Origin of the sequence: Lyngbya aestuarii BL J (assembly GCF_000478195.2) — a bacterium.
Classification (GTDB): Bacteria; Cyanobacteriota; Cyanobacteriia; order Cyanobacteriales; family Microcoleaceae; genus Capilliphycus; species Capilliphycus aestuarii.
Map to the genome: position 1 here is coordinate 17,163 of NZ_AUZM01000053.1, position 14,736 is coordinate 31,898.

The 14,736-nt window shown below is 40.6% G+C and carries 8 protein-coding genes; 3 read left to right on the forward strand and 5 right to left on the reverse strand.

What is annotated here, in order from left to right:
* Positions 1 to 169: 169 nt before the first annotated feature.
* The gene (locus M595_RS30695) at positions 170 to 6,742 is read left to right on the forward strand and encodes a Calx-beta domain-containing protein (protein WP_023068150.1); all 6,573 of its coding nucleotides are present in this window, start codon (positions 170 to 172) and stop codon (positions 6,740 to 6,742) included.
* 9 nt (positions 6,743 to 6,751) lie between these two features.
* Here M595_RS30695 and M595_RS19630 read toward each other — a convergent pair whose 3' ends face one another.
* The 4 genes from M595_RS19630 to M595_RS19650 form a co-directional block, all read right to left on the reverse strand.
* The gene (locus M595_RS19630; RefSeq protein ID WP_023068161.1) at positions 6,752 to 7,570 is read right to left on the reverse strand and encodes an FkbM family methyltransferase; all 819 of its coding nucleotides are present in this window, start codon (positions 7,568 to 7,570) and stop codon (positions 6,752 to 6,754) included.
* Between the two features lie 414 nt (positions 7,571 to 7,984).
* Positions 7,985 to 8,665, reverse strand: coding sequence for a Uma2 family endonuclease (locus tag M595_RS19640; RefSeq protein ID WP_023068160.1), 681 nt, complete (start codon positions 8,663 to 8,665; stop codon positions 7,985 to 7,987).
* 12 nt (positions 8,666 to 8,677) lie between these two features.
* Entirely contained in the window at positions 8,678 to 9,838 is a 1,161-nt protein-coding gene (gene tgt, locus M595_RS19645; RefSeq protein ID WP_023068147.1) for a tRNA guanosine(34) transglycosylase Tgt, read from the reverse strand.
* Between the two features lie 73 nt (positions 9,839 to 9,911).
* Positions 9,912 to 10,358: a hypothetical protein gene (locus tag M595_RS19650; protein WP_040484387.1), complete on the reverse strand. Its 447-nt coding sequence runs from the start codon at positions 10,356 to 10,358 to the stop codon at positions 9,912 to 9,914.
* A gap of 684 nt (positions 10,359 to 11,042) precedes the next feature.
* Here M595_RS19650 and cobS point away from each other — a divergent pair.
* Both cobS and M595_RS19660 read left to right on the forward strand, forming a co-directional pair.
* On the forward strand, positions 11,043 to 11,843 hold the full coding sequence (gene cobS, locus M595_RS19655) for an adenosylcobinamide-GDP ribazoletransferase (protein ID WP_023068167.1): 801 nt from the start codon (positions 11,043 to 11,045) through the stop codon (positions 11,841 to 11,843).
* A gap of 576 nt (positions 11,844 to 12,419) precedes the next feature.
* Positions 12,420 to 13,427 carry a tetratricopeptide repeat protein gene (locus tag M595_RS19660; RefSeq protein WP_023068151.1) on the forward strand — a complete coding sequence of 336 codons (1,008 nt, stop codon included), beginning with the start codon at positions 12,420 to 12,422 and terminating at the stop codon, positions 13,425 to 13,427.
* 106 nt (positions 13,428 to 13,533) lie between these two features.
* Here M595_RS19660 and M595_RS19665 read toward each other — a convergent pair whose 3' ends face one another.
* Positions 13,534 to 14,607, reverse strand: a complete 1,074-nt coding sequence (locus M595_RS19665) for a CAP domain-containing protein (protein ID WP_023068177.1) — start codon at positions 14,605 to 14,607, stop codon at positions 13,534 to 13,536.
* Positions 14,608 to 14,736: the final 129 nt, after the last annotated feature.

A 14,736-nucleotide genomic window follows, 5' to 3' on the forward strand; every position in this document is an offset into this window, starting at 1 on the left:
CTATTTTAGCCTAAAAAGACAACCTAAAAAACAATAAAATACATTAATGAGGTTTATTGTTTATTAAATCTAACTTAGAAAATCAAGGGCAAAACAGACAACAATAGAGACAATCCACAAAAGAAAGTTAAAAACTCATTTTTTCTAGAATCAACTTCCTCTGTCAAAAATGTCTAAAAACTTAATCTTAGATCGAGGAAATTCTCATTCCTCGGGTGCATTTACTTATTCCAAAATCTACTCTAACTCTGCTCTTGCCCTAATTGATTTTACCATAAACAACCCTACCGATCTGATTACAGGTATCAGTCCGGGAACCAAAATTGTATTGCTAGATCGCGATCGCAATGGTATTATCGAAATAGCAGAAATCCTGAATCAACATCCTCCCTTTGCATCTGTTCACCTGATCAGTCATGGTTCACCTGGATGCTTAAAGTTGGGGAATATCCAGCTAAATTCTGACAGTCTCCCTCGGTACACCTCTATACTCAAGTCTTGGTTTCCGCCATCTTGTCTACAAGGAAGTGTTTTAGTTTTATACGGATGTGAACTTGCTGCGGGTAAACAAGGTCAGAACTTTCTCAAACAACTCAGTGATATTCTAGGAATAGAGATTATTGCATCTTCCCAGCGAGTGGGAAATGCAGAGTTGGGGGGAAATTGGGATTTTGATTGGAAGACAGAAAAACAAACCTTTTCCCAGATTTTTTCTGAGAGTTTTAAACAGACTTATCCCGGAGTATTTGCGAGTATTCGGGTAAACAGTAACGCTGACAATACCACACCGAGTGATGGTTTAGTTACCCTACGCGAAGCCATTATCGCTGCGAATAACAATACAACAACCGATCTCGGAGATACCGGATTAGGGGCGGATACAATTATATTTGATGCCAGTTTAACTAATTCTACCATAACCCTGAACGGTTCACAACTGAATATTAGCAGTGATCTGACAATTGACGGTTTGGGAACGAATATTATTGTTAGTGGGAACAACAACAGTTTCCGGGTTTTTCTAGTTGATGATAACACCAATACCAAAATTAATGTCACCCTACAAGGATTAACCATTCAAGACGGAGTAGCAGAAAATGATGACGGTGGCGGAATTTATAACAAAGAAAATCTTACCCTAAATCAAACGATTATTCGCAATAATGTTTCAAACGATGATGGGGGAGGAATTCGTAATGACGGAACTTTAGCTATTATAAATAGTAGCATTGTTAACAATATTGCTAAAAGTATTAGTAGCAATGTTAGTGGCGGTGGTGGAATTCTAAATACAACCAATGGAACCGTTACCATTAGCAACAGTTGGTTTGAGGGAAATATTGCTAAAAATGGGAGTGCAATTCGCAATGATGGGATTTTAAGCTTAACAGAAAGTACCGTTAGTAATCACAGTGCGATCGCGGATGGTAAGTATCCGAGTGCTATTATAAATACTACGGGAACCCTAACTATTGAAAATAGCACAATTAGCAATAACCAAGTTTCGGGAATTGTTAATGGTGGGTTAATTGATCAGATTAATCATAGCACAATTGCCGGAAATCAGGGGAAAGCAATTGATAATCAAAATACGATTAAACTTCTCAGCAATAGTATTTTAGCGGGGAATACAGATAACATAGTTATTGGAACGACTACTCAAACGAATAACTTAACCGGAACTTTTGCAGAAGTTGGACTCAATTCTACTCTTGCTAATAACGGGGGTTCAACTCCAACCCATGCTTTGGTATCGGGAAGTTTGGCTATTAATTCAGCCGATAATTCTACCGCAACAATAACCGATCAACGGGGAATATCTAGAGATAGTTTACCCGATATTGGTGCTTTTGAGGCAATATTTTTCCCTCTGAGTGTTGTCATCAATGAAATTGCTTGGATGGGAACACCTAGTAATGCTAATGATGAATGGATAGAACTTTATAACCCCGGTGAGACAAGCATTAACTTGAGTGGTTGGAGTTTACAAGGAACTGGTGGTGTTCCCATTAATACGACAATTCCTAATGGAGTTATTATCGAACCCAAAGGTTATTTATTATTAGAGCGAACCGATGATATTCCCCTGAAAAATATTAAGGCTGACTTTATCTATAAAGGAGGGTTAAATAATCAGGGAGAAACGCTAACTTTAAAATCTCCAGATGGGAATATTATTGATCGTGTTAATGGGGATGGTGGGGGTTGGGTAGCGGGAGAAAATTCTCCTAAATTTACAATGGAACGGATCGATCCCACTCTACCCGGAGATGATAGCAACTGGCGAACCAATGACGGACTAACAATTAACGGAATTGATGCCAACGATAACTTAATCTATGGTACACCCAAATCAGCTAATTCTCTCGGTGCAATTCCGAACCTCTCAGTTAACGATGTTAATAGTTTAGAAACAGATAGCGGAAGTTTAGATGCTACTTTTACGGTTAGTCTTTCTCACCCCACGAGTCAAACGGTTACAGTTGACTACACCACCGCAGACGATACCGCAACCGCAGGAAATGACTATATTATTAACACCGGAAGTCTAACGTTTGAACCCGGAGATACAACTAAAACGGTTAACGTTAGTATCACAGGAGATAGTTTATTTGAAACCGACGAAAGCTTTAATTTAGTTCTCAGCAACCCCTCCCACGCGGGAATAGAAAAAGGAACTGGAAAGGGAACTATTTTAAATGATGATACGGCGCCGATGGTTAATTTTACAACCGCCAACTCTAGCGGTGAAGAAGGGGAAGTTATAACAGCTATTATTCAACTTTCTGCTGTCGCGGGGGTTGATATTACCGTTCCGTTTTCAGTTGGGGGAACAGCGATAAAAGATAGCGACTACACTATTAATTCTAGTTCGATTATAATTCCTGCGGGGAATTCTCAAGGGGTTATTTCGTTGAACTTGAGTCAAGATAACCTCGATGAAGTTGATGAAAGTATTATCTTAAACTTAGACAACCCAACAAACGCTACAGTTGGGGAAAGTTCAACTCATACGGTTACGCTTGTCGATATTGATCCTTCTCCGAATGTTAGTCTGAGTTTGAATAATTCCTCGTTTTTAGAAACCGCAGACACAACGACTCTTACCGCAAGTTTAGATACTGTTTCCAGTCAAGATGTAACAGTTAATTTAAGCTTTGGAGGAACAGCAACTTTAGGAACAGACTACACTATTAATAATACCTCTATATTAATTCCAGCAGGAGAGACTGAAAACAGCATTACATTAACCGGAAAGATAGATAATCTCGCAGAAGGAAATGAAACGGTAGAACTTAGTGTAAATAGCATTATAAATGGAACAGAGACGGAAACTAAAACCGTAACTACAACACTTCTTGATAAGAATACTCCTCAAGTTATTGTAACTCAGAACACCCTCGATATTAGCGAAGGAGAAACAACCACTTACACCCTCCAACTCGCGACTCAACCGACTCAACCTGTGACTATTGCTGTGGAGACGGGAAGTCAAGTTGAAGCGGTTTCTCCTATTATTTTGAATGAGACAAACTGGAATATTCCCCAAACGGTTAGTATTACAGCAATAGATGATACTGTTATTGAAGGAAACCACAGCCAAACCTTAACTCATACTGTTACTAGCGATGATGGAAATTACGATAATATTGGGGTTGAGAATGTTGAGGTTAATATTGCAGATAACGAGATTAGTTATAGTTTATCGGTTGATAATACAGAAGTAACAGAAGGAAATAATAGCAGTCAAACGGTTACTTATACGATTACTCGAACTGGGGATATCAGTCAACCGAGTGAGATTAACTATAACATTGAAGGGACAGCTACTCCTGAAATAGATTATCACAATATTCAGCTTGAGGGAACGCTTACAAATACCAGCGGAAATATTAGCTTTGATGTCGAAGAAACGACTAAAACCCTAACGGTAGATATTTTAGGAGATGAGACTTTTGAACCGGATGAAACTCTAGAACTTAGTCTCAACTCACTGGAAACAATCACTTTAGCTAATTCTCCTCTAACTGTTGCGATCGCAAATGATGATCAGCTTCCTATTATTAATTTTGAAACAAAGAGTTACACGGTTGATGAAATTACGGAAACGGTAACTATTAATGTCAGTCTCAGTAACCCTTCGAGTTCAGCTATTACAGTGAGTTATTCAACCGCAAACGGAACAGCAACCGCAGGAACAGACTACACAGAAAGCACAGGAAGCCTAACGTTTAACCCCGGAGAAACCGAACAAAGTTTTACAATTTTTGTTCAAAACGATGATATTATAGAAGCGGATGAAACGGTAAACCTCCAACTTTATAATTCCACAAATGCGACTTTGGGAACAGTCAGCGAAGCCGAACTTATTCTCGCGGATAATCAAACCGCAACGGTTAGCTTGGAACAGGTTGATTATACTGTTAATGAAAGCGAGGATGTAGTTGAAATTATCGTTAATCTTGATCAAGTTGTAAGTATTCCTGTCAGTATAGACTATACAACATTGGGAGGAACAGCAACCGCAGAAGTTGACTATACACGCACTCGCGGAGTTCTTAATTTCAATCCTGGAGAAACCCAAAAAGCCATCGGGGTTCCTATTATAGATGATCGAGAAATAGAAGCAGATGAAACGGTTAATTTTGCACTCACAAACCCCAACCCCAAACTAACATTGGGTTCACCAGATACAGCAACTATTACCATTATTAGTGATGAGGTGACAGTCGCCAATAATGACACGGCGATCGCAGAAGAAGATGAGTCTGTTGATATTGCTGTTTTAGAAAATGATAGTATTCAAACCGGAACCCTAACGTTAGTCGAACTTCCCCAGTTTGGAAATGCGAGTGTTAAGACAACAACTGGAGAAATTGTTTATACACCCAACCCCAACTTTTCGGGAACCGATAACCTCACTTATACTGTTACCGATAATTTTGATAATACTTCGTCTCCCGCTACGGTAACGATAACGGTTAATGGGGTTAACGATCCTCCCGAACTTTTAGAAGCGATCGCGGATCAGACTATCGAAGAAAATCACAATTTTAGTCTCAATATCGCCAATAATTTCCAAGATTTCGATCCGGATGATGTTCTGAGTTTTGATGCGACTTTGGAGGAGGGTTCTACACTTCCGGTTTGGCTTAATTTTAACAACACTACGGGTTTGTTTACTGGGGTTCCTCGTCGGGAAGATCTGGAAAAATTGCTAATAAAAGTTACTGCTAGCGATAAAACTAATAGTCTTGTTTCTGATACTTTTACTCTCACAGTTCTTTCTCAACCCACTCCGACTCCAACTCCGACTCCAACTCCAACTCCAACTTCGGGTTTTGAACCGACTATTGAACCCACTCCGACTCCAACTCCAACTCCAACTTCGGGTTTTGAACCGACTATTGAACCCACTCCGACTCCAACTCCAACTCCAACTTCGGGTTTTGAACCGACTATTGAAGCAACTCCGACTCCAACTCCAACTCCAACTTCGGGTTTTGAACCGACTATTGAAGCGACTCCGACTCCAACTCCGACTCCAACTTCGGGTTTTGAACCGACTATTGAAGCGACTCCGACTCCAACTCCGACTCCAACTCCAACTCCAACTTCGGGTTTTGAACCGACTATTGAACCGACTATTGAACCCCAACCGTCTAATATTTTTGAGGTTCCAGGTTCATCAGATATCTTTGATCTGACTGCTTACATTCCTCCTATTAAACCCCCTAGCCGACCTTTAGATCTAAAATTTGATGTAGAATTAGAATTACAAGAAGAAGCGATCGCCGTTTCGACAAATGCTTCAGATCGTGTGATCGGAACATCCGCAGATAACCAAATTTTTGGCTTTTTCGGGGAAGATACCCTATTTGCGGGTGAAGGTAACGATATTGTGATCGCCAATAAAAATAATGACTTCCTCAGTGGAGACGAGGGAGACGATACGCTTCACGGTGGACAGGGAAATGATACTCTCCAGATGGGTTCAGGTCAAGATCAAGGGTTTGGAGATCAAGGAGAGGATTACATTTGTGGCGAAAATGGAGAAGATCGTTTATATGGAGGGGAGGGAAGCGATCGCCTTTTTGCTGATGACGGGAATGACTGGGTAAACGGAAATAGCGAGGCAGATTATATATCAGGAAACCAAGGAAATGATACTCTTTATGGCGGAAAAGGTCAAGATACTCTGCAAGGTGGAATAGATCATGATTTTATTGAAGGAAATCTCGCAGAAGACTGGATCGAGGGAAATGCGGGAAATGATCACCTGTGGGGAAATGCGGGGGATGATACACTCTCAGGTAATCGCGATCATGATATCCTGTTTGGTGGTGACGGAAATGACTGGCTAGATGGAAACGCCGGAGATGATGAAATTTTTGGAGATCTCGGGGATGACACGCTAGATGGAGGGGAAGGAAACGATCGCCTTTCAGGAGGGGATGGGGATGACTGGTTGGTGGGAGAGGAAGGCGAGGATACCTTGTCGGGTGGAGAAGGAAACGATCGCTTTTTTGTATCAGAGGGTCGAGGCTTAGATGTGTTGCTAGATTTTGAGGAAGGTAAGGATCTGATCGTTCTCGATGGCGGCTTGCAGTGGGAACAATTAGGCATCTCCCGGCGCCCACATTCTCTCATTTTAACTATAGCACAAACCGGGGAAGAATTGATCGAGTTATTCGGAATTGACCGTGAAATGTTCACAGTTGATGATGTTTTATTCAGATAAATTCTGAGATTAAGTGGGAATAAATTTCCCCACTAACCAGTTAATGATACTCTTGGTATAGGATTCACAAATTTTATTCACGGCTGTTTCTGAGTAGACACAGTTGTAAAAACTAATAATATTTCCGTATACGGCGTCAGGATAAAAGAGGGTGTTTTCATCGAGAGATAGCGATCGCAAGTCAAAAATTTTAGGTTGGGTATTTGCAGCATAATCAATCATTATACTAAAACCATAGCCACATTGCTGTAAAGTGTGTAGACTACTCATTGTACCCTCTAAAAACGGAGTAGACCACCCTTTTTCACCACTCCCGCGACGACTTCCTCCTCCGTATTCAAACATGACGACTTTGGGAAGTAGAGGTTCGGGTAAGTTGAAAAATTGCTTGATAATAACTGATTCCCAACCTTCTATATCGAGTTTAAAGCAAGTAATTTTTTGAGTATTTATAGTTTCTAATAGCTTCAATAAATCTAGGGTTTGAACTTGTCGTTTTGACGCGGAAGAACCAAACCAACTTGGGGAAAGAGAACTAAAATTGGAATTCATCAGATTGCCAAATTTTCCCTTGTAAAGTGTTTGAGTTCCATTTTGATCGGATAAACAACTTTCGATTAGGGTGATCGGATATTGTTTACAAAGTTTATAAAGCTTGGCTACAGGTAAAGGTTCAACTGCAACGGTGGAGAAATTTAATTGTGAAAATAGTTCACAGTAAAATGCAAATGTTCCAACGCCAATATCAAAACAAATTCCTTCTCGATCTGGATCGATTTCTGGTAGAATTGACTTCAGCAACGCTTGACAGCAAGATTCAACACGCATTGAGTTCGATTAAGAGATTTAGAGATTGCTTGATTTAATTTACCAGGTTTTAGCCGTAGATCAGCTATTTATCCAGAAATTGTATAGATGATCCAACAGTTGACATTTTTCTGAATCTTAGCGATCGCACAATACCAGGATACTCTGATTGCTGAACAGGATTTCTGTCTTCAGACTTTTCAAGATTCCGGGTATTGATACAACTCTATTTTATCCAATACAAACCACAGATCAAACAAAATCATCCTTTTTTAAACATTTTCACGACAACTCTATCCATTCCCACAGATTTTGTTAGAAAATCGATTCATCCTCAAAAAACGTTAGAACTAACTAATGAATATTATGGAGTTGAATTATTGTTGTTTCAGTCAAAAGCAGTAGACTATTATGCAGACTAAAATAAAGTCAAGATTAATTAGATAACTGTTCAACAAACTGCTGATGTTCAACTGTTGTTAACCCCTGTTGACAAACGGCCAACACTTGCGCTAGATTCCCCGCTAACAACGCTGAAACATCTAACCACAATCCCGGAAAAACTTGACTACACAAAACCCCGTCAGCATTAACATTTAGAAGTTTGTATTCTCCCTCAGTTAAACGATACCAATCAAATTCACCGTCATAAACTCGCCAAACTAAATACTCTTGAACTTGATTGCGACGGTACACTTTGAGTTTATCATGCAAGTCAATTGATGCGCTACTGGCTGCGATTTCTACGATTAATTCCGGCGCACCTTCTACATAGTCATCTTCACTAATGATGGACTGTCCCCCAACTTCAATTCTTAGGAGTGCATCGGGTTGGGGTTCGTTATCCGCATCGAGTCGAACTGTTGTATTATCTGCAATACCCACACCAGGGGTATTTGCGACATAGGTGAGTAGCCAACCCATAATTTGAGCATGAGGTACTCCATGATTACGATAACGTAAAGGTGAAGCCATATAAACCACTCCTTCTATTAATTCCGCTTTCTTAATCTCTGACATCGCTTGATAACGCCGTTCAAATTCTGGGCGAGTCAGAGAATCACCGCTTTCGAGAGGAGGAGTTTTTAGAGTAGGAGAAACTTGTATTTGAGTCATAGGTCTAATAAATCACGGTTCATCTTGATCTGAAAAACCTACTTCTTCTAAAGTTTTACCAGATTGAGAAGGTATTAACCATTCGGCAAATTCTTCAGAAAAGCGATCGCGAAAAATAGCATCTCGAATGCGTTGAGTAAAGCGAATTAACTCAGTAACATTATGAATGGAAAGCAGCGTATAAGCCAAAAGTTCTTTAGCTCTGACTAAATGACTAAGGTAAGCGCGACTAAAATTTTGACAAGTGTAGCACGGACAAGTTTCGTCAAGGGGTTGAAAATCTTCTCGAAATGGAGAATTTTTCAGATTCCAACGTTCTCCTTTAACCAACGCCGCCCCGTGACGCGCCAAACGAGTGGGTATCACACAATCAAATAAGTCTATACCAGAGGCGATCGCTTGTGCCATTTCCCGATAAGTTCCCACGCCCATTAAATAACGGGGTTTTTCGGGGGGAAGAAAAGGCGTTGTCACCTTAACAATTTTTTCAATCAGTTCGGCGGGTTCTCCCACACTCACGCCCCCAATTGCGTAACCGGGGAGATCGAGTTTCGTCAGTTGTTGGGCGGCTTCTTGTCGCAACTCAGGATAAACGCCCCCCTGAACAATGCCAAATAAAGCTTGATCCGAGCGTTGATGAGCGGTTATACAGCGTTCTAACCAACGATAAGTCCGTTCTGTCGCTGCTAACACCTGTTCTCGACTGGCGGGGGAGGGAGGACATTCATCAAACGCCATGATCACATCCGCCCCCAATTCATTTTGAATTTGAATAGAGCGTTCTGGCGTGAAATGAATCATTAGACCATCGTGAGGCGAACGAAAGATCACCCCCTCATCGTTGATGGTGCGAATTTCACTGAGACTAAAAACTTGAAATCCACCAGAATCGGTTAAAATCGGCCCCTTCCATGCCATAAACCGATGCAACCCCCCTGCGCTGGCAACAATTTTCTCACCCGGTTGCAGATGCAGATGATAGGTGTTAGACAGCACCATTTGAGCGCCTGCGGCTTCTAAGTGAGCCGGAGTCAGCGTTTTAACATTAGCTAACGTTCCGACTGGCATGAATCGTGGTGTTTCTACCTGTCCGTGAGGTGTCCAGAAAATACCCGCTCGCGCTGAGGATTGAGAACAGCGAGCCTGAATATCAAATGAATTGGGTTCTGACATGAATTAACAGATGAGGGACTAGCACTTAGAAGTGATTCCAGTTTCCTTCTAAATGTCTTACTCCTCATTGTCTCTAAAAAGGGCAATCCTCATCAAGCTGACTATCCCAATTTCCTGACAAGACTTGATCCATAACCGCATCAAGAGCCGCTGCATTGAATTTGCGACTGGCGTGTTCTTCTAGTGGGTTAGAAATGGGAATCAAGCGGAGTAAACGTCCCTCTTGAATGAGATCGAAATAGGTTTCTTTCTCGGGAGATTGTTTCAGTTCGAGATAATCAAAACTATTAACATTCAAGTAGAGGGCATGATTTGCCACTAGGGTTGCTTGCTGCTCCGAGGCAAACACTTCTACGACATAGCCTTCAGCCTCGTTGCACACCTGTCCGTCTTGGATATGAAGATAACGAACACGCGCCAGATCAACAAGCAGTTTTTGCATATCACGCTTGTTAACAACTATGCCTGTATCAATGATACACGGAGCAGACACCCTGCAATCTAATTGATCGTAACTCATGGAGCAAAAGCCTCTGATGTAATAAGTTCCTTTGGTGGTAACTCTATCTAGTCCAATTCGTAATGTTGTGGAAAGAAATTGAACACTTCATTTTCCCCACACTTAAGTATATCCGAACTTGAGATAAAAGCTACCAATTTGAAGTTGCAGTTCAAGACGACTACTTTTGTTAGTCATTTGTTTTGGAAGTTCTGTATCACTTCAGACTGAATTGATTTTTTCTTCAGTCCCCAAAAAATACTGATCCCTTCCACTTAAATACCTTTACCTAAAGCATATACAGAAAATCTATACAAAACTTTAGATAAGCGTTGATTAACTTAGCATTATTTGTGATCACACTAAGGTTAACGCTCCAATTCTAGCAAAGCTTAGACGAAGTGATCTCATACATGAGTTTGATCACTCTGCTTTTGCTGCGCTGATCGCAACACTTTGCTCAATAATGAGAATGACAGGACGAAATTTCACAAAATTGATCGAATTGGCACCCTTTGGAAAGAGGAAAATCTGAAAATTTCCGAACTAGAGCAAGCGATAAGAGAGTTATTATTTCAATTGTGGCATAGCTTAGAAAATATTCATCCCCTCTATTAAAAAATTGCTTGTCGCCACCTCACACCTCAATAACAGACAAAGGAAAAATTTCAGGTAAAGTAAAGAAATCGAGCTGACCGTAATGTTATGGCAAATGACAGACTCATTCAGTCTATCCAAAAATTTTGGCGACAACAGACCGCCGCCTTCGCCGCTGCGATCGCCTTCTATACCTGCTTACCCGTACCGCTCTCCTGGACGCTAGAATTTCGCGGTATTGCTCGACTCGCCCCTCTAATTGGCTTGATGATTGGAGCGCTGTTAGGACTCATGGATACGGGGTTAAACCTGCTTGGGTTTCCATCCTTGCTGCGTTCGGCTCTGGTTGTCTTGGGGGGTGTCGCCATTACAGGGGGATTGCACCTTGACGGGGCGATGGATACAGCCGATGGATTAGCCGTGACTGATCCTAACCGCCGACTCGAAGTGATGGCTGATAGTCTCACCGGAGCCTTTGGAGTCATGGTTGCCATTGCAATTATGTTATTAAAAACAGTCGCTCTGAGTGATTTAGATGAATATCGCACTCTAGCATTAATGGCGGTAGCCGGTTGGGGACGATGGGGACAATTAGTGGCGATCGCTCGTTATCCCTATCTCAAAGCCGTCGGAAAAGGTGCTTTTCACAAAGATTTAACGTATACCCCTTTTGACTTTATTCCAGGAATTCTACTGTTGTTAAGTTTGAGTGGTTTACAAATTATGCTCAACCCAAGTCGTTGGTTAGTTGCTGTCGGAATGGCTTTCGGCGGTGGTGCGATCGCGATTTTGATTGGGGCTTGGTTCAACGCTCGACTCGGTGGACATACAGGCGATACTTATGGCGCCGTGGTCGAATGGACAGAAACTTTTCTTTTGTGTTTATTAGTGGCTTTAGAAGGCAGTTAAATGACTCAGTTAAAAACCCAGAGATGATTCCTCAAATTTATTCATCAATCTTCTGATTTTGTGGATTGACTTTTATTCATTAACAGCTCTCGCTCGCCGCAGAGCGTTGATTTTTGCTTTTGTACGAGCCTCACCCCTGACTCCTGCAACCCATCAAACACATAGAATAACTCAATGGTTCTCAATCAGTATCCTTGATCTCTGAAAAAAGTTTGACTGTATTGTTACCTGAGTTGAAAGATCAACATAAAGAAAGTATGATTATAATAGAGAATACTTTATAAATTCAGGAGGATAGCTCAGATTGCTTAAGTTTAGAGACCTAAACTGATCGCAGAGAATACAGTAGAGATTCTGGAGAGTCTCTGGAAAATCAACACGCTCTACCAGGAAACTCCGGCAAACCAGTAGACTCAGCGGTTAATCTTCCGGAGGGCATGATTTCCATCTGTAAGCGTAGATCATGTCAGTCAAAGCTAGTCTGAGTAAGAGGAGTAAGAGGCTTTCTGACTCGTACCCCCATCAAATCTAAGCTAGGATTAATGAATAAAACCGAGTCATCTTCGAGGTCACTCCATGCAAAATAACAAACTATATCAACAGGGTTTAATCAAAGCCCGACAAGGAAACTATAGAGGCGCATTGGACGACTTAAATCAGGTACTCAGTCGCAATCCTAACCATGCTATTGCTTATACTAATCGCGCCTTACTCTACTACCATTTAAAAGATTATAAAAACGCAATCAAAGACTTAGATTATGCTCTGCAAATTAATCCTAAGTTATCAGATGCCTATCTAAACCGAGGGAATGCTTGGCGTCATTTAGGGAAGTATGAAAAAGCGATAAAAGACTTAAAAATGGCTTTAAAGTTCAACCCGACTAGCGATGCAATTTACAATAATTTGGGTTTAGCAATTGCTCAAAGTGGAGAATATGAAGAAGCTTTAAAATATTACAATAAAGCCTTATTATTCAATCCCAAAAATCATAGAACCTATCACAATCGAGGTCGAGCCTTTTATATGGGTGGACGAAAAACAGATGCCCTTCAAGACTTTAATAAAACGATAGAACTTTCTCCCAGCTACACAAAAGCTTACATTAACCGAGGTCTTTGCCATCATCAACTCGGAGATCATCAAGCCGCAATTGAAGATTACAATACCGCTTTAAAAATCGATGCCTATAACGTGTATGCCTATTATAACCGAGGTTGTGTTTACTACAGCTTGAAAGAGATGAGGTCTGCAATTGATGACTTTAATCAAGCAATACAACTCGATCCAACCTATATCAAAGCTTATCTTAATCGAGGATTAGCTCGTTACAAATCAGGTAATCAAACTGAAGCCAATAAAGACTTTTATCATGTGATGTGTGTTAACGCTGATGCTTATGTTTACTATCAAGCCCAACGGGGAACACCTAACGATGGTAGCTATTCTCGTAATGCTCCTCAAGTCGAAGTTAATCAAGGTGGAGAATATTTTCACACCACTTTTTTAGAAGGATTATGGGATGAAGTCGATCTCAATTACCGAGAGTCAACGATTTGTGAAGCTGAATTTCTGGATGATTAACCTCATCTTGATTCTCATATGATCACAAAACATTAAATAGGGGAAATCATAATCTCCCCTATCTTTTTTAAACTTCTTTATTCTCTGATGGGATTTTCTTTTAAACTCATGGAGTTCCGAAAACCTGAGTCCAATAATGATTCCAGTTTTCATTTCCGGTATCATTTTCAAGGAAAAAATAACCGACTCCAATTTCTGTAAAATCGGGATTGAGAAGATTCGCCCGATGTCCTGGACTATTAATCCATCCTTCTACAACCGCTTCTGGAGTTGAATAACCCGCCCCAATATTCTCTCCGGCTGTAAAATAATTATAACCGATAATGGAAATGCGATCAATCACATCATCCCCATTAACGCCTTGATGATCGAAGAAATCCTGTAACGCCATATTTTCGCTGTGATTTTCGGCCGCCATTACCAATTGAGAATTAAGACTTAGAGGAGATAAACTATTTTCAGCCCGAAATTCATTTGTTAATTGTACCACTTGATTGATTAAATTTTCAGAAGTATCAACAGGTTGAGAAAGACCAGAAGCATTAACAAAATCATCAAGAGTAATTTCAGTCGGTTGAATTCCCTCCAGTTGGGCGATCACTTCTCCAGTCGCTACTACCGTAATTTGAGTTAAATTTGAGCCATTATTTTCAACTCTAAATTCCGTCACACTATCGGGAAGTTGCATCAAATCAATACCATCTTCAAAGTCTGTAATCACATCAGTTTCTTGACCATTTTCTCGCAATCCAAAAAGGTCTGCACCTGAACCCCCCGTTAACGTATCTACCCCTAAATCACCAGAAAGGGTATCATTTCCACTTCCGCCAGAAAGTTGGTCATTTTCTCGACCTCCAAATAAACTATCATCATCCTCACCACCAATTAGCGTATCTTCACCCAAATTACCAAACAAAATATCATTACCCGCTTCTCCATCTAAGGAGTCATTATTCTTTCCCCCAAATAATGTATCATTTCCATTTCCTCCCAATACAAAATCATCACCTTGATTAGCAAGAATTGATTCAGAATCAATTGAACCATTGATAGTATCTTCCCCTCCTAATGTCAATACACCCAACGGAAAACCCGTTAATTGATCCGTATAAAGTGTAATTAACTCAGAAGAATTGTCCCCAATCCAAGCCCCTAATTCTGTATCTGGTACTAAAACCATGATTCAACTCCGATTTTATCCGTATTTTGCTAAAAACGACAGTAAAGTTTAGAAGCAGCATTTCGCGATAATGTTAGGCTACCCCAATTTTTCTATTTCAAAACAAGCCCTTCTCATTTTAGAAAAATC